This is a genomic window from Devosia sp. Root635, assembly GCF_001427605.1.
In the GTDB taxonomy this organism is placed as follows: Bacteria; Pseudomonadota; Alphaproteobacteria; order Rhizobiales; family Devosiaceae; genus Devosia.
Genome location: NZ_LMGZ01000021.1, coordinates 185,279 through 204,620 on the forward strand (window position 1 = coordinate 185,279; position 19,342 = coordinate 204,620).

17 protein-coding genes are annotated in these 19,342 nt (G+C 63.8%); 7 read left to right on the forward strand and 10 right to left on the reverse strand.

Annotation, left to right across the window (positions count from 1 at the left end; translation table 11 throughout):
- Nucleotides 1–49: 49 nt before the first annotated feature.
- Nucleotides 50–571, forward strand: coding sequence for a hypothetical protein (locus ASD80_RS14980; RefSeq protein WP_056234372.1), 522 nt, complete (start codon nt 50–52; stop codon nt 569–571).
- Nucleotides 572–703: 132 nt separating this feature from the next.
- Nucleotides 704–2,020: a diguanylate cyclase domain-containing protein gene (locus ASD80_RS14985; RefSeq protein WP_244489018.1), complete on the forward strand. Its 1,317-nt coding sequence runs from the start codon at nt 704–706 to the stop codon at nt 2,018–2,020.
- A gap of 208 nt (nt 2,021–2,228) precedes the next feature.
- Here ASD80_RS14985 and ssb read toward each other — a convergent pair whose 3' ends face one another.
- Nucleotides 2,229–2,735: a single-stranded DNA-binding protein gene (gene ssb / locus ASD80_RS14990; RefSeq protein ID WP_056234374.1), complete on the reverse strand. Its 507-nt coding sequence runs from the start codon at nt 2,733–2,735 to the stop codon at nt 2,229–2,231.
- Between the two features lie 628 nt (nt 2,736–3,363).
- Here ssb and uvrA point away from each other — a divergent pair.
- From uvrA to ASD80_RS18575, 3 genes are all read left to right on the forward strand, one after another.
- On the forward strand, nt 3,364–6,258 hold the full coding sequence (gene uvrA / locus ASD80_RS14995) for an excinuclease ABC subunit UvrA (RefSeq protein WP_056234378.1): 2,895 nt from the start codon (nt 3,364–3,366) through the stop codon (nt 6,256–6,258).
- A 349-nt stretch (nt 6,259–6,607) separates the two neighbouring features.
- Nucleotides 6,608–6,760 (forward strand): hypothetical protein, encoded by a 153-nt coding sequence (locus ASD80_RS18805; RefSeq protein ID WP_156460478.1) that lies wholly within the window; start codon nt 6,608–6,610, stop codon nt 6,758–6,760.
- Between the two features lie 198 nt (nt 6,761–6,958).
- Nucleotides 6,959–7,108: a DUF1127 domain-containing protein gene (locus ASD80_RS18575; RefSeq protein ID WP_082555327.1), complete on the forward strand. Its 150-nt coding sequence runs from the start codon at nt 6,959–6,961 to the stop codon at nt 7,106–7,108.
- Nucleotides 7,109–7,187: 79 nt separating this feature from the next.
- Here ASD80_RS18575 and ASD80_RS15000 read toward each other — a convergent pair whose 3' ends face one another.
- Nucleotides 7,188–7,841 (reverse strand): glutathione S-transferase family protein, encoded by a 654-nt coding sequence (locus tag ASD80_RS15000; protein WP_056234383.1) that lies wholly within the window; start codon nt 7,839–7,841, stop codon nt 7,188–7,190.
- Between the two features lie 94 nt (nt 7,842–7,935).
- On the opposite strand from ASD80_RS15000, the gene trmFO reads away from it, so the two are divergent.
- Nucleotides 7,936–9,321 carry a methylenetetrahydrofolate--tRNA-(uracil(54)-C(5))-methyltransferase (FADH(2)-oxidizing) TrmFO gene (gene trmFO / locus ASD80_RS15005; RefSeq protein WP_056234389.1) on the forward strand — a complete coding sequence of 462 codons (1,386 nt, stop codon included), beginning with the start codon at nt 7,936–7,938 and terminating at the stop codon, nt 9,319–9,321.
- Between the two features lie 121 nt (nt 9,322–9,442).
- Here trmFO and ASD80_RS15010 read toward each other — a convergent pair whose 3' ends face one another.
- The 4 genes from ASD80_RS15010 to yajC all read right to left on the reverse strand — a co-directional run bounded on the left by ASD80_RS15010 (nt 9,443) and on the right by yajC (nt 13,651).
- The gene (locus tag ASD80_RS15010) at nt 9,443–10,285 is read right to left on the reverse strand and encodes a phytoene/squalene synthase family protein (protein ID WP_056234394.1); all 843 of its coding nucleotides are present in this window, start codon (nt 10,283–10,285) and stop codon (nt 9,443–9,445) included.
- Nucleotides 10,285–10,668, reverse strand: coding sequence for an Mth938-like domain-containing protein (locus tag ASD80_RS15015; protein WP_056234398.1), 384 nt, complete (start codon nt 10,666–10,668; stop codon nt 10,285–10,287). Before ASD80_RS15015 ends, ASD80_RS15010 begins: the two co-directional genes overlap by 1 nt.
- A 17-nt stretch (nt 10,669–10,685) precedes the next feature.
- Entirely contained in the window at nt 10,686–13,232 is a 2,547-nt protein-coding gene (secD, locus tag ASD80_RS15020; protein ID WP_056234400.1) for a protein translocase subunit SecD, read from the reverse strand.
- 65 nt (nt 13,233–13,297) lie between these two features.
- Entirely contained in the window at nt 13,298–13,651 is a 354-nt protein-coding gene (gene yajC / locus ASD80_RS15025; protein ID WP_056234403.1) for a preprotein translocase subunit YajC, read from the reverse strand.
- A gap of 198 nt (nt 13,652–13,849) precedes the next feature.
- Here yajC and ASD80_RS15030 point away from each other — a divergent pair, with 198 nt between their 5' ends.
- Nucleotides 13,850–14,737, forward strand: a complete 888-nt coding sequence (locus ASD80_RS15030) for an ATP-binding protein (RefSeq protein WP_082555329.1) — start codon at nt 13,850–13,852, stop codon at nt 14,735–14,737.
- A 54-nt stretch (nt 14,738–14,791) separates the two neighbouring features.
- Here ASD80_RS15030 and ASD80_RS15035 read toward each other — a convergent pair whose 3' ends face one another.
- The 4 genes from ASD80_RS15035 to tatC all read right to left on the reverse strand — a co-directional run bounded on the left by ASD80_RS15035 (nt 14,792) and on the right by tatC (nt 19,342).
- Nucleotides 14,792–16,072, reverse strand: a complete 1,281-nt coding sequence (locus ASD80_RS15035) for a M23 family metallopeptidase (protein ID WP_082555330.1) — start codon at nt 16,070–16,072, stop codon at nt 14,792–14,794.
- A 145-nt stretch (nt 16,073–16,217) separates the two neighbouring features.
- Nucleotides 16,218–16,985: a 5'/3'-nucleotidase SurE gene (gene surE, locus ASD80_RS15040; protein ID WP_056234408.1), complete on the reverse strand. Its 768-nt coding sequence runs from the start codon at nt 16,983–16,985 to the stop codon at nt 16,218–16,220.
- A complete protein-coding gene (gene serS, locus ASD80_RS15045) occupies nt 16,982–18,313 on the reverse strand; it encodes a serine--tRNA ligase (RefSeq protein WP_056234410.1) in 1,332 nt (443 codons plus the stop codon). Before serS ends, surE begins: the two co-directional genes overlap by 4 nt.
- A gap of 210 nt (nt 18,314–18,523) precedes the next feature.
- Nucleotides 18,524–19,342 (reverse strand): twin-arginine translocase subunit TatC, encoded by an 819-nt coding sequence (gene tatC / locus ASD80_RS15050; RefSeq protein ID WP_056234412.1) that lies wholly within the window; start codon nt 19,340–19,342, stop codon nt 18,524–18,526.

Consider the following 19,342-nt stretch of genomic DNA (forward strand, 5'->3'; position numbering starts at 1 on the left):
TGGGGATGAAATTTGCCGGGGGGCATGTTTCACTGGAGGCTTTAGACAAATGAGCAAATTCGGACCCCTGTCGCGCGCCTTGGCCATGGCAGGCCTGCTGGCTGCGGCCGGCGTGGCCCCGGCTTTCGCGGCGCCGGCCGACGTGGCCCTGCTGCAGTCCTATATCGGGGAATGGCGCGGGACCGGTGTCCTCATTGGCGCCAACACCGAGACTGTGCGGTGCCGCATGTCGCTGACCCAGGGGAACGACCAGAAGGTCAATTACAACGGCCGTTGTGCGCTGGCCGGCACGCAATTGTCGGTGGCCGGCACCATGGCCTATATCGAGGCCAACCGGCGCTTCGAGGCCGCAATGAGCTCCAATGCCACCTTTACCGGTGTCGCCATCGGCCAGAAGCGCGGGGGCGGACTGGTGTTCAACCTGCGCGAGCGCGACAAGGACGAAGAGGGCAAGGATCTCAGCATTTCCGCGCAGATCAGCCTCAAGAACGACGCCATCGAAGTGACCTTCGAAGTGGTCTATGTCGAGAGCGGCGACAGCCTGCGCGCCGAGGTGCCGTTCACCCGGTAACGTTTCCGGAGCGGGCGGCGGATCGTGGCCGATTTGTTTTTGTTCTCAGGGCTTTGCGGCTGAAGAAGTCTTAACCCGCTTTGCGCTACCGTTCCTGCATTCTACAGGAGCGCCCAATTGCGCAGCCTTGCCGTGACCACAGACTCCGCCTTGCCGCCCGCCGCCCGATCGCGCCTGGACATTGCCATCGGCGCGCGCCTGCAGCGCCTGTGCGACCTGCTCGGCATTGCGGGGGCTCGGCTGAGCGATATGGCACCCGACGGTCTGAACGTGGTGGCATCTGCCGGCGCCGAGGCGGGTCTGGCGGCGCTTGAAGCGCCGCTGACCGCGACCAGCCAGCCCCTGGTCATTGCCGATGCCGGCCTGCTTGCGGTTCGCTTCTATGCCGGCATTGCCCTGCCCGCCGAGGGTGATCGCCCGGCCCGGCTGCTGAGCCTGTTCGATCCACGGCCCCGCAGCCCTGGCATGGCCACCACCATTGCCGCCCTTGCGGGCGAAGTGCTGGCGGCGGCGACCGTGGCGCGCCAGCGCCGCCAGATCGAGGCGCAGTCGCAGACCATTGCCGATTATGCGGCGCTGGAAGACCAGCGGCGAACCCTGTTCGACCGTGCTTCGGCCACGGCGCGCATAGGCATCTGGCAATGCAATCTTGCCGACAACAGCCTGACCTGGACCAATGGCGTCTACGATCTGTTCGAGGTACCCCGCGACACCCCGGTCACGCGGGACATGACACTGGCGCTCTATACCGAAGCGTCGCGGCTGGAAATGGAGGCAGCCCGCGCCGTGGCCATCGCCACCTGTTCCGACTTTTCGCTCGATTGCGAAATCATCACCGCCAGGGGCACGCGCCGCTGGATGCGGCTGACAGGCGCGGTGGAAAGCCGCGACGGGGTGGCCCATCGCATTTTCGGCATGAAGCAGGATATTACCGAAGAAAAGCTCATGGCCGACCGCACCCGCTATCTCGCCGAATTCGACGTGATGACCGGCCTGGCCAATCGCAGCCTGTTTCAGGCCAGCCTCACCGCACTCGATGAGGGGCGCGAAGCCATCGGCGCGCTGCTGCTCGTCGATCTCGATGGCTTCAAGCAGGTCAACGACACCTATGGCCACGCCATCGGCGATGAATGTCTCAAGGAAGCGGCGCTGCGGCTGCTCGACAGTTGCAACGGCGCGGGTCTCGTCGCCCGCATCGGCGGCGACGAATTCGCGGTTCTGCTCGATACCGGCACGCCCCCGCGCGATGTGGAAATCCTGGCCGACGGCATTGTCGGCGTGATGCGCCGGCCCGTCAGCCGGCTGGGCAGGACCCTGCGGCTCGGCGCCTCGGTAGGGGTTGCCCATTATCGTGGCGGATCGTCGGACGACCTGTTCCGTCAGGCCGACATGGCGCTTTACGCCGCCAAGGCTGCCGGCCGCGACGCCAGCCGCGTTTTCGCGGCTTAGGTTGCTGCTGCTGGCAAGTGCCACGCCTCGTGGTTCGAGGGTCGCTACGCTCCCGCCTCACCATGAGGCTACTGAAAGTTCGATGTATCAACAGCCCTCATGGTGAGGTGCGCTTCTTCAGCGCCTCGAACCACGAGGGCGTAGCACCGGGCCCGGCAACCTCTCCGATAAAGCAGAGGCGCCCACCGGGCGCCTCCCAATCCCGCCCTCAGAACGGAATATCGTCGTCCATGCCGCCCGGCTCGAAGGCCGGGGCGCTGGGCCGCGGACGTTGTCCGCCGCCACCGCCATTATTGTTGTCGCGCACGCCGCGGAAACCGGTGTCGCCACCGCCATAGCCACCGCCGGCATTGTCGCCCTCGCCGCGGCCATCGAGCAGGGTCATGTTCGAGTTAAAACCCTGCAGCACGATTTCGGTGCTGTACTTGTCGGCGCCCGACTGGTCCTGCCACTTGCGGGTCTGCAGCTGGCCTTCGAGATAGACCTTGCTGCCCTTCTTCAGGTAGCTCTCGGCCACGCGCGCCAGCCCTTCCGAGAAGATCACCACGCGGTGCCACTCGGTCTTTTCGCGGCGCTCGCCGGTATTCTTGTCTTTCCAGTTCTCGGAGGTGGCGACGCTGAGATTGACCACCTTGCCACCGCTGGGGAGATTGCGCACCTCGGGATCGGCGCCGAGATTGCCGACCAGGATGACCTTGTTCACGCTGCCTGCCATGGCGAATTCCTTTTCGATTCAGTCCCGGTCTGCCTGGTCGCGGGACGCTTACTTACCGTGCGCAAGCCCCTGCCCGCCCATGCGCGGGTCGTTCGGTCGGCTGTGCCTGATGACGCATCATAGTGCTTCCCCGAACCGTATGCGCGGCCCAAGGCAATGTTTTGAACACCAAAGAACGCGGCTGCTCGATCCTGTCGCTCTCATCTATGTTCTTGTTATGTTCTATTGTCAAGCGGATCGCAACTCTCGCTGCGCGGTCTTCCTTTCAGAGGCGATCCACGGGACTCCTCCCGCTCCTGACATCCCCTGTCAGCACCCCTGCCCCAAAGCCTCTGGCGCCGGCGCGTTGTTCGTCGCGGCGGCCCTGTTCACCGCCTGGCACGGATTGACCCAGCATGTCGGCCCTTGACCGAATCTGCATTGTTCCGTTTATGTTCCAAGACGCCGACGGTGTTTTGGCAAGCCTTGCCGGACACGCTAAGATTACTGTGATGCCGGGCGGCCATGCGCGCAGGCCGCTTGCAGCAAGGGCGGCCCGAGCCTATGTGTCAGCTCTTCCCGACCCGATGCCTTCTTCCGACTTTGCCGCCGCGCCGCCCTTGCGCGCAGAGAGCCATGGACTGAAATGATGACGCCAAGACCGAGCCAGAACCGTGAGATCATCGTGCGCGGCGCCCGCGAGCACAATCTCAAGGGCATCGACCTCAAGCTGCCGCGCGACAGCCTCATCGTCATGACCGGGCTTTCCGGCTCGGGCAAGTCCTCGCTCGCCTTCGACACCATCTATGCCGAGGGCCAGCGCCGCTATGTCGAGTCCCTGTCGGCCTATGCCCGCCAGTTCCTCGAAATGATGCAGAAGCCTGATGTCGAGCACATCGAGGGCCTCAGCCCCGCTATCTCCATCGAGCAGAAGACCACGAGCCGCAACCCGCGCTCGACCGTCGGCACCGTTACCGAGATCTACGACTATCTGCGCCTGCTCTATGCCCGCGTCGGCATTCCCTATTCGCCAGCCACCGGCCTGCCCATCGAAAGCCAGACCGTCAGCCAGATGGTCGACAAGGTGCTCGAAATGCCCGAGGGCACCCGCCTTTACCTGCTGGCGCCGATCGCCCGCGGCCGCAAGGGCGAATACAAGAAGGAACTGGCCGACCTGATGCGCAAGGGTTTTCAGCGCGTCAAGATCGATGGCGAGTATCACGAGATCGAGGATGCTCCGGCCCTCGACAAGAAGTTCAAGCACGATATCGAGGTGGTGGTGGACCGTGTCGTGGTCGGCCCCGATATTTCCGGCCGCCTGGCCGAGAGCTTCGAGACGGCGCTGAAGCTGGCCGATGGCATTGCCCTGGTCGAACTGGTCGACGAGAAGAACGAGGATGGTACGCCGCGCCAGGTCACCTTCTCGGAAAAGTTCGCCTGCCCGGTTTCCGGCTTCACCATTGCCGAGATCGAGCCACGCCTGTTCTCGTTCAACAATCCCTTCGGCGCCTGCCCGGTCTGCGATGGCCTGGGCACCGAGCAGAAGATCGATCCCGACCAGATCGTCCCCGATCCCACCCTGTCGCTGCGCGACGGCGCCATCCTGCCCTGGAGCAAGACCAGCGCCCCCTATTACCAGCAGACCCTGCAGGCCGTGGTGAAGCATTACGGCGCCTCGACCGGCACCGCCTGGAACGAGTTGCCCTTCGACGTCCAGCATGCCGTCCTCTACGGCACCGACAAGACCAAGATCGACTTCGTCTATGACGATGGGTTGCGCCAGTACAAGACCTCCAAGGTCTTCGAAGGTGTTATCGGCAACCTTGAGCGCCGCTACAAGGAAACCGAAAGCGCCGGCATGCGCGAAGAGATCGAGAAATACATGTCGGCCAAGCCCTGTGTGGCCTGTGGCGGCTATCGCCTCAAGCCGGAAACGCTGGCGGTCAAGATCGATGGGTTGCATGTCGGCCAGGTCACCGAAAAGTCGATCCGCAAGGCCGCCGAGTGGTTCGAGGCGCTGCCGGAAAAGTTCACGCCCAACCAGAAGCTCATCGGCGAACGCATCCTCAAGGAAATCCGCGAGCGCCTGAACTTCCTCATCGATGTGGGCCTCGACTATCTCACCATGGCGCGCAATTCCGGCACCCTGTCGGGAGGCGAAAGCCAGCGCATCCGCCTTGCCAGCCAGATCGGCTCCGGCCTGACCGGCGTGCTCTATGTGCTCGACGAGCCCTCCATTGGCCTGCATCAGCGCGACAATGCCCGCCTGCTCGAAACCCTGCAGAGGCTGCGAGACATCGGCAACACGGTCATCGTGGTGGAACACGATGAAGACGCCATCATGACCGCCGACTATGTCGTCGATATCGGCCCCGGTGCCGGCGTGCATGGCGGCCATATCGTCGCCGAAGGCACGCCGCAGGACATCATCAACCACCCCGACTCGCTGACCGGCAAGTATCTCTCCGGCCGCATGGGCATCGCCATGCCCGCCGAGCGTCGCCAGGGCCGGCAAGGCAAGGTGCTCTCGGTGAAGGGCGCCACCGGCAACAATCTCAAGAGTGTCTCGGTCGACGTGCCGCTTGGCCTCTTTGTCGCCATTACCGGCGTTTCCGGCGGCGGCAAGTCGACCCTGATGATCGACACCATGTACCAGGCCATAGCCCGCCGGCTGAACGGCGCCCGCGTGGTCCCAGCCCCGCATGAGTCGCTCACCGGCCTCGAATTCCTCGACAAGGTCATCGATATCGACCAGTCGCCGATCGGCCGCACGCCGCGCTCCAATCCGGCCACCTATACCGGCGCCTTCACGCCGTTGCGCGAATGGTTTGCCGGCCTGCCCGAGGCCAAGACGCGCGGCTACGGCCCTGGTCGTTTCAGCTTCAACGTCAAGGGCGGGCGCTGCGAGAAATGCGAGGGCGACGGTGTCCTCAAGATCGAGATGCACTTCCTGCCCGACGTCTACGTCACCTGCGACGTCTGCAAGGGCAAGCGCTACAACCGCGAGACGCTGGAAGTGCAGTTCAAGGGTAAGTCGATCTCCGACGTGCTCGACATGACCATCGACGAGGGCGTCGACTTCTTCTCCGCCGTGCCGGTCATCCGCGACAAGTTCGCCACTCTGCAACGGGTGGGGCTGGGCTACGTCAAGGTGGGCCAGCCGGCCAACACCCTCTCGGGCGGCGAGGCGCAGCGCGTCAAGCTCAGTAAGGAGCTCTCCAAGCGCGCCACCGGCCGCACGCTCTACATGCTGGATGAGCCGACGACGGGCCTGCATTTCCACGACGTGGCCAAGCTGCTCGACGTGCTGCATGAGCTGGTGGACGGCGGCAATACGGTCATCGTCATCGAGCACAATCTCGAAGTCATCAAGACCGCCGACTGGGTCATCGACCTGGGCCCCGAGGGCGGCGATGGCGGCGGCGAGATCGTGGCGGTGGGCACGCCGGAAGACGTGGCGGCCAATGCCCGCTCCTATACCGGCCAGTTCCTCAAGGAGGTCATGGCCAGGCGCCCGCATTTCGCCACCAGGGCGGCCGAATAGGGCCGCGCCGATTCACGCGTCCGACGCGTCGATGCTAACAGTGTGTTAGCATTGGCGGGGGGTGGTGAAGGGGTTTTGGTGGGATACCCACTCCGCCTGATCAGGGCGCTCGCCCCTATCGTCATTGCCCGGCTTGTCCGGGCAAACCATTCACCAGACGCCGAAGATGGATCACCCGGACGAGCCGGGTGATGACGATGGCGCGAAGACCGACGTTCAAAAAATGACATTCTCACGAAAAACGCCATGCACGTCGCGCATAAAGCGCTTGATGTTTGCGGCATGGTGCTCGGGCGCAAATCATCCCATCTTGCAGCTGTCAGCACTCTGACCTGAAGGGAATAGACCGATGTTTGTGCGTGCCGTCTGGCGCCTGAAGCGCCTGATCGACATCAAGCAGACGTTGCGGGAAATGGACGTTCCCTCGACGCGTGATGCCGATCTTCTGGGGCTTTCCGGCCCCGACTTCTCCAAGATGACGCGGTCACTGTTCGATCGCTGAGCGTTTTTCGTCACCGTGGATGTTCATGGCCGCCGGACCGCCACCGCGCGGCCATGACTTTGCCCAACGCCTTAACCCCACATGAACGACCTTGGTTAAAGACCTGCGCCAGGCGCATGACCCATTTGACCAATCTCGCACTGCTCATCGGACGGGCGCCGCTCTAGATATGTCTCGTAAACGAAAGGAGACTTCCAAATGGACATTCGCAAGACTTTCAAGAAGTGGGCCGCTTATCAGCAGACCGTTCGTGAGCTCGCCGCTCTCGACAATCGTCAGCTCAACGATCTGGGCATTACGCGCACCGACATCAATCGCATTGCCCGCGATCATGCCAGCGCCCTCTAATATTTGCTCAACTGAACGTTCAGACTGCGCAAATCGAACAGCCGCTTCTCTCTGAGATGCGGCTGTTTTGCTTTTTGGATCAAAAGGCTAGCCTGGCGACAAGCTCGTCATAACTGACCATGACGGCCTTGCGAAATGCCGGCCGTTCCTGCAATCGCCGATACCAGTTCTCGACGCCGGGCATGGCCGGGCGGTCGATATCCATGGTGAACCAGCGATAGAGCGCCACGCCGGTCGCGATATCGGCATAGCTCAATCTATCCCCCGCCACATAATCCCGTTCGGCCAGGTTCGCATCGAGAATGCGCAGGGCCGCAACCGTCTTCGCCAGTGCCGCCGCGATGGCCTTGTCGTCGCGCTGCTCCGGCGGCGTCCGCACCAGCAGCCAGAACACGGCAATCCAGCCTGGCTGGAACGTTGTCGCAGTCCAGTCGGTCCATTGGTCGACCATGGCCCGCTCGCGCGGATCGCTGGGCCAAAGCGTATTTTCGCCATAGCTGGCAGCCAGATAACGCAATGTCGCGTGGCTCTCCCACACGGTCAGTTCACCGTCCTGCAGGGTCGGCACCAGCCCGTTGGGGTTCATCGCCCGATAGTCCGGCTCATCCAGCCCGCCATGGGCCCCGCCGACCAGCTTATGCGTATAGGGCAGCCCCAGTTCCTCCAGTGCCCATAGTGTTTTCTGCACATTGGCAGAGTTGGCGCGTCCCCATAGCGTCAGATTTGGACTCAATCTTATCCTCCCGTTTCGCGGCGCATGCTAATCTGCGTGCTGGCAACCACAAGTGCCGGTTGCGCCCCTTCTCCGCGCTTGCTATCTGCCCGCCATGTCCACATCAGAACCCATTCACATCATTGGCGGCGGTCTCGCCGGCTCCGAAGCCGCATGGCAGGCCGCCGAGGCCGGCGTCCCGGTCATCGTGCACGAAATGCGCGGCGTCAAAGAGACCGACGCGCACAGCACCGACAGCTTTGCCGAGCTGGTCTGCTCCAACAGTTTCCGCTCCGACGACCACGAGCAGAATGCCGTGGGCCTGCTGCATGAGGAAATGCGCCGTTGCGGCTCGCTGATCATGCGCGCCGCCGACCTGCACAAGCTACCGGCAGGCGGAGCCTTGGCGGTGGACCGGCACGGCTTTTCCGCCGAAGTCACCCGCGCCATCCACAATCACCCCAATATCACCGTGCTGCGTGAGGAAGTCGCCGGCTGGCCGCCGGCCGAATGGACCAATGTCATCATCGCCAGCGGGCCGCTGACCTCCCCTGCCCTGGCCGATGCCATCCTGGCCACAACGGGTGAGGATGCCCTGGCCTTCTTCGACGCCATTGCGCCCATCATCCACAAGGACAGCATCGATATGGATGTGGTCTGGGCCCAGTCGCGCTACGACAAGGCCGGTCCAGGCGGCACCGGCGCCGACTACCTCAACTGTCCCATGGACAAGGACCAGTATTTTGCTTTCGTCGAGGCGCTGAAGACCGCGCCGCTGCATGAATTCAAGGATTGGGAAAAGGTCCCCTATTTCGATGGCTGCCTGCCCATCGAGGTCATGGCCGAGCGCGGCGTCGAAACGCTGCGCCACGGGCCGATGAAGCCGGTCGGCCTGACCAATCCGCGCAATCCCACCGTCAAATGCTACGCCATTGTTCAGCTCCGGCAGGACAATGCCCTGGGCACACTGTGGAACATGGTCGGCTTCCAGACCAAGATGCGCTACGGCATCCAGGCCGAAATCTTCCGCATGATTCCCGGCTTGGAGAATGCGCAATTCGCCCGCCTTGGTGGATTGCACCGAAACACATTCATCAATTCACCGAAAATGTTACGGGATGATCTTAAACTAAAAAATGATCCCCGCATTCGCTTCGCCGGCCAGGTGACCGGGGTGGAAGGCTATGTCGAAAGCGCCGCCGTGGGCCTCATCACCGGTCGCCTGGCCGCTGCCGAGGCGCGGGGCGAGACAATGGCGACGCCGCCCAGAACCACGGCGCTGGGGGCGCTGGTCGACCACATTACCGGCGGCCATATCGAGTCCGAAAGCTACAGTGGCGCCCGCAGCTTCCAGCCGATGAACGTCAATTTTGGCCTGTTCCCCGAAGTCACCATCACCCGCCCCGAAGGCGTGGCGCGTTGGCGGGGGCCGGACAAGACCATAGCCAAGCGCCGGGCGATCACCGCACGAGCGCTGGAGGATTTGAAGGGTTGGGCATGAGCGGTGGAACTTCGAAGCGCCGAAGAAACGCACCTCACCATGAGGGCGGCTGATACACCGAGCTTCCAGTAGCCCTCATGGTGAGGCGGGAGCGCAGCGACCCTCGAACCAGGGCGGGGCATTAGTGGTTGCGCCAGCTCCACCAGGCCAGAAGCGCAATCTTGCGCCAGTCGGGATCATCAGCGGCCGGCGTAAAAATACCCGGCCGCCGGCCCAGCAGCGCATGCTGTGCCTTGAGCACGGCAATACTGGCAAAGGCGGGCTTGAGCTTGCCCGGCAGGCTGGCAATGGCGGCTTCGGCCTTCGCCAGATGCTCCGCCGCCAGTTCGCCGATCTGGCCGAGCGCTTCGGACAGGCCGTCGCTCTCGGTGCCCGAGAAAATCTCGCCCTCCTGCACGCCATTGGCTGCGAAGATCGACCAGGGCAGCATGATGCGGCCATGCGCCGATACGGAGCCAAAGGCGCGCAAATGGCCGATCATGGCATGAGCCACGCCGAGATGGCCGGCAGCGTCGCCGGTCTCGATGGTCTCGCCCTCGTTGAGGATCATGGCGGCGAGCTGGTAGAGCGTCGAGACCGTCTCGCCGGCGTAACCTTCGAAGGTTTCGAGGTCGGGCATGGGATCATCATAGAGATCGAAGCGGCGGGCGCCGATCAGCCGCAGCAAGGTGCCCGGCGGAATAGTGTAGCGGGCGATGGTGTCAAGCAAGGCGTCGGCGACGGGGTTCTGCCGCACGGCGCCGTGGCCTTCGCCATCCAGCGCGTCGCTCCACCATTGCAGGCGGATCTCGCCGGGAGCCGGATCGGAAACGCGCTCCCGCACGGAGGCAATATCGGCGTTGAAGGCGTAAAGCGCGGTCACCGCGTCGCGGTGGTCGCCAGTCAGGATCAACGTCGACAGATAGCGGTCCCGGTCGCCCTGTCGCAAGGCTTCGGCGGCGTGGGCAAAGCTGGCCTCGGCCATCAGCGCACCTTGTCGACGGCGATCAGCGCCGCCGCCACGGCGCGTTCCTCGGCCAGCAGCACGTTATAGGTGCGGATGGCGCTGCCCGTATTCACAGCTTCGACGATGACCCGCCGCTCGCGCAAGGCCTCGCGCAACTCGCGCGGAATGACGGCAATGTCGGGGCCTACACCGATCAGCAATACGTCGATATCGTCGGCCACGGCAAAGACCGGCGCCAGCGTCGCGGCCGTGATGTCGGCCGCGGACGCAACATCCCAGGCAAACATGCCCTGGGGCAGGCAGAGCAACGAGCCGCGATGGGAGATTCCCGCGAAGCGGAATCCGCCATTGCCATAGGCATCGATGCCGACCTGGGCGGGATAATGCGGCGCGTCGGTCAAGCCAGCCTCCGTCGTTGCTAGACGGAGGCCCCATCGGGGGCCTTGGCCACCGGCTTGTCGTCCTCGGCCTTCGATTTGAGGCCGAAGTTGATGAGGATGGGGCCGTTGACGATGATCGACGAATACATGCCCACCAGACAGCCGAAGGTCATGGCGATGGTGAAGCTGCGGATCACCTCGCCGCCAAACAGTACCAGCGGAATCAGCGCCAGGAACACGGTGAACTGGGTGATCGTGGTACGGACGATGGTCTGGTTGATCGACAGGTCGATCAGTTCCGGCAACGGCATCTTTCGATGCTTGCGCAAATTCTCGCGCACGCGGTCGGACACCACCACGGTTTCGTTCAAACTCAGACCCACCAATGTCAGCACCGCCGCGATGGAGGTCAGGTTGAATTCCAGCCCGGTTATCGAGAACAGGCCGATGGTCATGATGATGTCATGCGTCGTGGTGGTGATCGCGGCCAAGGCGAACTGCCACTCGAAGCGGAACCAGATATAGATCAGGATGGCGGCCAGCGCGATGACGACGGCGATAGCGCCCTTCCAGGCGAGCTCGCCCGAAACGGTGCCGCTAACGGCCTCGGTGCTGCGCACCGTATAGTTCTCGGTGGCGAGGGCATCGCGTACCTTGGCCACGGCGACCTGATCGGCGTCCTGCCCACCCTCCTGGGCCTGCACGCGCACCAGCACGTCTTCCGGCGTACCGAAACCCTGCACCTGCACTTCGCCCAGCTCGAGCCCGTCGAGCAGTTCGCGTACCTGTCCGACATCGGCCGGACCGTCATCATGCTGGATGACGATGGCGGTGCCGCCGACAAAGTCGATGCCCAGGTTGAAGCCCTTGAAATAGGCCGACCCGACGGACAGCAGGCTCGCGACGATCGAGAAGGCGATCACATAGCGCGATATCTTCATGAACGGGATCTTCGTGCCGTCCGGAACGAAGCGGAAATGCTGGATCTTCAGCACCTTCGGCCGCACCGCGCGATACCAGGCATGCACCTGGTAGGAGGTGACGGTGTAGGAGGTGAAAAGCGAGGTCAGGATGCCGAGCGCCAGGGTGACGGCAAAGCCCTGCACGGGGCCGGAACCCAGGAAATACAGCACGATGGCCGCGATGAGCTGGGTCAGGTGCGAGTCGACGATGGTGCCCCAGGCGCGCTCGAAACCGGCCTGAATCGACTGGATCGGCGACTTACCGGAGCGCTGCTCCTCGCGCATGCGCTCATAGATCAGCACATTGGCGTCCACCGCCATGCCGATGGTCAGCACGATACCGGCAATGCCCGGCAGCGTCAGCGTCGCCCCCAGCATGGAAAGCGCGCCGAAGATCAGGATGATGTTGAGTACCAGCGAGACATTGGCGAACACGCCCCACAGGCCATAGGCCGCCACCATGAAGGCGACGACGAGCACGGCAGCGACCACACCGGCAGTCAGGCCGGCGCGGATGGAGTCGGCGCCGAGGCTGGCGTCCACGGTGCGCTCTTCAATCACGTCGAGCGAAGCCGGCAGGGCGCCAGCGCGCAGCAGCACGGCGAGATCGTTGGCCGTGGCGGTGGTGAAGCTGCCGCTGATCTGGCCCGAGCCGCCGGTAATGGGCTGCTGAATGACCGGAGCGGTAATGACGGTGTCGTCGAGCACGATGGCGAAGCGCTTGCCGACATTGGCGCCGGTGATCTGGCCGAAGGTGATGGCGCCGCGCGTATCGAACTTGAAGCTGACCACCGGCATGGCGCGCTGCTGGTCATAGCTCGGCTGGGCATCGACCAGCGACTCGCCGCCGAGGGCGACGTCTTCATAAAGCAGTTCCTTGCCGCCATCCTGGCTGGGCAGGACCATCGTGCCGGCCGGCAGGCCCTGGGCCTCGGCCTGGTCGGCCGTCATGCCCGGATAGACCATGTGGAAGGTGAGGCGCGCCGTGCGCGAGATGATGTCCTTGAGGCGTTGGCTGTCGCCGAAGCCCGGCACCTGCACCAGCACCCGGTTGGTGCCCTGGCGCTGGATCGACGGCTCGGTGGTGCCCAGTTCGTCGACGCGCTTGCGGATGACCTCGATGGATTGCGCCACCAGGGCCGACATGCGCTCGCTGATGCCCTCGGGGGTCAGCGTCACGGTCAGCTTGCCATCCGTCGTCTCGCCGAAGGCGAGCTCGTTCACGCCTCCGACCGATATCAGCGAATTGCTGATGGCATTCTGCAGGCCCGCAATGGCGGTCCGGGCTGCCTCCTTCTGCGTCGGATCGGTCAGCTCGATCGCCAGCGACTTGGTCGCCTCGTCCGTCGTGATCAGGTTGCCGATGCCGTTGTCGTTGGCCAGCGTGTTGCGGACGTCGCGCCGCAGCGTCTGCAGGCGTTCGGAGACGATGCCCTCTTCGTTGACCTGCAGCAGCAGGTGCGAGCCGCCTTGCAGGTCAAGACCCAGGACCACCGTCTGATGGGGCAGGAAGCCCGGCCAGGCGTCGCGCACATTCTGCGGCAGGAAGCTGGGGATGGTGAAGAGAATTCCCAGCAGGGCAACGATGGCGATGATGGCGGTACGGGTCGGCGAGAACTGCATGAAAGGACGTCCTGAAAGCAGAAACCGGAGCTCGTAAGCTCCGGTGTTTGGTCGGGCGCTGCCGCTTAGGCAGGCTTGTTGTCGTTGACCGGCTCGCCCTTGGAGCGGACGTCGGCAACCATGCCGCGCGCCAGCTTCACCTTGACGCCGGTGGCAATTTCGACTTCGAGGTCTTCGCCGTCGACGGCCTTGGTCACCTTGCCGATGATGCCGCCCGTGGTCACGAGCGTATCGCCGCGCTTGATCGCCGACAGCATGGCCTGCTGGGCCTTGAGACGCTTCTGCTGCGGGCGGAAGATCAGGAACCAGAAGATCACCACCAGCAACAGGATGGGCATCAACTGGATGAGGATATCGTTGATACCACCACCAGCGGGGGCTGCACCGGCTGCCTGGGCAAAAGCGGGCGTTACAAACATGAGGCGAGGCTCCTATCGTTTCTTCTTGGCTTGTGGAGGGGCGGCGCCAGAGACCAGCATCAACGTTGCGACGCTACTGGACGCATATGGGGTTTAATGCACTTGCACCCCGGTCAAAATCGCGCGGACTATACATTTGCACCCTGCCGATTGCAAAGCCATTCCGGGGGTCACAAATTGCCGCGTCTACTACGGGAAATGCCTGCTTTGACGAACCCAGACCACCTTGCCCGGATTGCCGCCACGCTCGGCGAAATCGCCTTGTCGCTCAAGGCCTTGGCGCCGGCCGCGGACAAACCGATTCCGGCCCTGTCCGAGGCCGATGCATACCATTGGGATGGCGATGCCGGGGTTTTGATGGCGGTGCCTCAGGTGAGCCGGGTACCGCTGGCCATGCTCAAGGGCATCGACTCCGTGCAGGATATCCTGCTGCGCAACACCGAACAGTTCGCGCGCGGGCATGGCGCCAACAATGCGCTGCTCTGGGGCGCACGCGGCATGGGCAAGAGCTCGTTGGTCAAAGCCATCCACGGCGACATTGTCGAGCGGCGCGCCGAGGGATTCCAGCGGCTGGTGCTGATCGAGATCGCGCGGGAAGACCTTGAAACCCTTCCCGGTTTGATGCGCCGCATCGGCGGCGAGGATGGGCGCTTCGTCATCTTCTGCGACGATCTCAGCTTCGACAATGGCGAGACCAGCTACAAATCGCTCAAGACCATCCTCGATGGCGGATTGGAGGGGCGGCCGGAGAATGTGCTGTTCTACGCCACCTCCAACCGCCGCCACCTGATGCCGCGCGACATGATCGAGAACGAGCGGTCCACCGCGATCAACCCCGGCGAGGCGGTCGAGGAGAAAGTGTCGCTGTCGGACCGCTTCGGGCTGTGGCTAGGCTTCCACAATTGCGACCAGCCGACCTTCCTGACCATGGTCCGCGCCTATGCCGACTATTACGGGCTCGATGTCGGCGACGAGACGCTCAAGGCCCGCGCCATCGAGTGGTCGGCCACGCGCGGCGCCCGCTCGGGCCGCGTGGCGATCCAGCTGGTGCGGACGCTGGCGGGGGAACTGGGCAAGGCCATCTAGCCCCGCATACGAAAACCCCCGCTTTCGCGGGGGCCTTCGTATGTCCTCAGATGGTCAGCTTGCCAGCAGCGGCACCGGATCGACCGGGGTGGCACCCTTACGGAGTTCGAAATGCAGTTGCGGCTTGGTCACCGAGCCGGTCATGCCGGCGGCGCCGATGGTGTCGCCGCGTCCGACGACTGCGCCCTTGGCGACACTCATCGACTGCAGGTGGGCATAGGCCGACACGTAGCCGTTGGGATGGCGGATCAGCACCAGGTTGCCATAGCCTTCGACGCCGGAGCCGACATAGATCACCGTGCCATTCTCGGCGGCCTTGACGGGCGAGCCTTCGGGCACTTCGATATTGATGCCGGTGCCCTTGGACGAGGCGAAATCGACAAGCACACGACCGCTGGCGGGCCAGCGGAACTTGTCGCTACCCGACATTGCCGGTTCGGCGGGCGGAACGTTGGCGACCTGGGTCGGCTGGGCGACCGGTACGGCCTGCTGTTGCGGCAACGTGGGCGTCACAGCCGGCGCGGTCGCCGCCTGAAGGGTATTGGGCGTGGCCTGCGGCAGTGTCTGCTGGGCCGGAGCGGGCGCGGCGACCGGCGTGGTGCTGGCGACCTGGATGGTCGGCGCCTTGGTAGCGAGCAGGTCGGCGCGGCCGGGAATGATCACCTTCTGCCCAACGACGATCTTGTCGGGCGAGGAGAGGTTGTTGGCCTGGACGATGGCCTGGGTCGTCACTTCGTAGCGGCGGGCGATCGTATAGAGCGACTCGCCGCTGGCGATGGTGTGGGTAAAGCCGGTGCCGGCGGCACCCGGCAAAGTCGGGCTGGGCGAAGCCGCCGCCAGCGATGGGACCGAACTGTTGGTCGGCAGGGTGCCGAGAACGGCGGGAGACGGCATTGGCGCGGCCGAAGCGAAAGCGGGTTGTGGTTGCATGGTGGGCAGGGATCCCTGAGAAGACGGGTTACTCAGTACAGGAAGGTCTTGGGACTGGACGGAAGGCATGGCGCTGGCCGTGCCCATCGGCTGGGCATAGCCCGCGGCGGGCTGATTCCACGCCGGCTGCACGGCAGCGGCGGTTGGAGCGTTCCAGCCACCACCGACATTGGCGGGCGGCAGGAAGCGGTTTTCTGCCACCATGTTCTGGGGGGAGCCCAGGCTGGCCGGCATGGGCTGGCTATAACTGGTGGGAGCACTCTGCGGCAGGGAGCCGGTGGTCGTCGGATCGCCGAACGATCGGCTACCGAGACTGGAACACCCGGACAGTGCAACGGCGGCGGCGACCAGACCAACCATCGCAACGGCACCTTTGGGCGCCCGACGGGATACGCGGATACTCATCAGCTTACTCGTACGCAGGTACTCAACACGAGTTTGAGACTAGGCCGGTAAGGTAAAGACGAGTTTAAGGCCGATGCGATTTGAGCAAAATCGTGTCGGCGGGATTCTGAATTGGGTAAGGTTAAGGGCCGAAGGAGACCCGCCGCTACAGCGACAGCGTGCCCCGCAGCCGCTCGACCAGGGCCGTATCGGTCTGCTGCAGCAACATCGGCGTCACTGTCACATAGCCATCCTGGCGCATCACCTCGAAATCGGCAGCCCGGTCCAGCGGCATCGGCGTTTCGGGGATGGCGACGAAGAACTTGCCGTCATTGTCGCTGGGATAATAGCGGAATGGCGAACGCGAGAAGCGCTGGTGCGGCACCACGGCGACCCCTTTGGTGGCCTCGGGCGCGCGGAAGGGGAAATTGACGTTGTAGTAGTGGTCCCTGCCCTGCGCCGCGGCGATGATGGAGCGGGCGACGGCGGCACCGTGGCGGATGGAATTGGACCAGTCCACGTCGCGGCCCTGCTCGTAGTTGATGCCCTGGCTCATGGCGATGCCGATGGCGCCCTGGAGGGCGCCTTCACGCGCGCCGGCCGCCGTGCCCGAGCAATTGATGATGTCGCCCAGGTTCTGGCCGGCATTGACGCCGGAGAGCACCACATCGGCGGGCTTGTCGCCCAGCAGGTGCGTCATGCCGGCGACAACGCAGTCAGCGGGGGAGCCGCCGACCACGGCGAAGGTACGTTCGTCGCGTCTGTCGAAATGCAACTCACGACCGAGGGTGAAGCGATGCCCCGCCCCCGACTGGTTACCATCGGGCGCCACGATCCACACGTCGTCGCTCAGCGCGCGGGCGATATCGGCCATGATGGCGATGCCCGGCGCATCCACGCCGTCGTCATTGGTGATGAGGATGCGCAGGCTCATCCACGGCCGCCGATGGATTTGACGCCGCCCATATAGGGTTGCAGCACATCGGGAATGGCGACCGAGCCGTCTTCCTGCTGATAGTTCTCCATCACGGCGATGAGGCAGCGACCGACAGCGGTGCCGGAGCCGTTGAGCGTATGAACGAAGCGCGGCGCCTGCTTTTCGCCAGTGGGACGATAGCGGGCATCCATGCGGCGGGCCTGAAAGTCACCGCACACCGAGACCGAGGAAATCTCGCGATAGGTGTCCTGGCCGGGAAGCCAGACTTCGAGATCATAGGTTTTCCTGGCCCCGAAGCCGATATCGCCGGTGCACAGGTTCATGACGCGATAGTGCAGGCCCAGCCGTTGCAGCACGGTTTCGGCGCAGCCCAGCATGCGCTCATGCTCGTCAACAGAGGTTTCCGGCGTGGTGATGGACACCATTTCCACCTTGTTGAACTGATGCTGGCGCAGCATGCCGCGCGTGTCGCGACCGGCCGATCCGGCTTCGGAGCGGAAGCAGGGGGTGAGCGCGGTAAGGCGCAGGGGCAGTTCTTCCTCGGCCAGGATGGATTCGCGGACGAAATTGGTCAGCGGCACTTCGGCAGTGGGGATCAGCGCCAGACGGCTGTCGCCATGCGGGGTGAAGAACAGATCTTCCTCGAACTTGGGCAGTTGGTTGGTGCCGAACAAGGCCTCGTCCCGCACCAGCAGCGGCGGCTGGACTTCGGTATAGCCGTGTTCGGTCGTGTGCAGGTCGAGCATGAACTGGCCGAGGGCGCGTTCGAGGCGGGCGACCTGCCCTTTCAGCACGACAAAGCGGCTGCCGGAGAGCTTGGCGGCGGTTTCGAAATCCATCTGGCCCATGGCTTCACCAATCTCGTAATGCTCCTTGGGAGCAAAGCCGAGAACAGGTTTGGGCGCGCGGACCTTGGCGGCGGTTTCTGGCGAGCCGTTGCGGCCGAAATATTCGACATTGCCGGTTTCGTCCGTGCCATCGGGGACGTCGTCGAACACCAGGTTGGGGATGACCGAGAGCGCATTGCGCAATTCGAGCTCGATGGCGCGCTCGTCGGCTTCGCCCTGCGGGATGAAGTCCTTGAGGCCGGCGACTTCGGCCATCAGCTCCTGCGCCCTGGCTTCGTCCTTCTGCGCCTTGGCCTGGCCGATCTGTTTGGAGAGCGCATTGCGCTTTTCCTGCGCGTCGTTCAGCCGAGCGATGATGTCGCGGCGGCGGTCATCGATGGCGAGCAGATCACCGGAGCGCACGGAAATCCCCTTGCGCCGCGAAACGGCGGCGTCGAAGGCTTCGGCGTTGGCTCTGATCCACTTGATATCGAACATCGGTTGCTACGGGTCGCTGCCCGCCTCTGGTTGGCACTGCACAGGTTGGCAGCTTGTCTAAGGTCGATGCGGGAACGCTGCAATCCCCAAACCCACCGGGTCATTCCGGCGAAGGCCGGAATCCATCCTCGGGGGCCGCCTCATCCGAACATCTCAGGATGGATCCCCGGCCTTCGCCGGGATGACATCGTGCGGGTGGACGAGACTGCCTTACTCGGATGACGAGCCGGAAATTTCCGCTTCCTGCGCGGCCAGGGCCGCAGCACGGCGCTTCTCGACCATCCGCACGGAAATGATCGACAGCTCGTAGAGCAGGTACATCGGCACTGCGAGGCCGATCTGGGAGATCGGATCGGGGGGCGTGATGAAGGCGGCGAAGATCAGGATGCCGACGATGGCGTAGCGGCGGCCCTTCTTCAGCACGTCGACATGAATCAGGTCGATCTGCGCCAGCAGGGTGAGGATGACCGGTAACTGGAAGCAGATGCCGAAGGCGAGGATCAGCAGCATGGCAAGGCCAAGATACTCGCTAACGCTGGTCAGCATCTGGATATCGTCGGTCTGCATGCCGGCGAAGAAATGCAGCGCCATCGGCAGCACGACGACGTAGACGAGCGCCGCGCCGGCGACGAAGAAAATCGGCGTAGCAACGAGATAAGGAATGAATGCCCGGCGCTCGTGCTTGTAGAGGCCGGGCGCCACGAACATGTAGATCTGACTGGCGACGATCGGGAAACCCAGGAAAATCGCCCCGAACAGGGCGACGTTCAGATAGGTGAAGAACAGCTCCTGCGGCGCGGTGAAGATCAGGCTCGCATCGGGAACGGCGCGCTTGTAGGGGATCAGCAGCCAGTCATAGATGGTGCTGGCGAAGATGAAGCAGAACGCCATCAGCACGACGATGGTGATCGCCGAATAGATCAGCCGCTTGCGCAGCTCCACCAGATGCTCGAGCAGCGGCGCTTCGCTGCCGGCGAGTTCGTCCTCGGTTTCCGCGGTCTTGCCTTCGATCTGCTTGGTGTCGGCCAT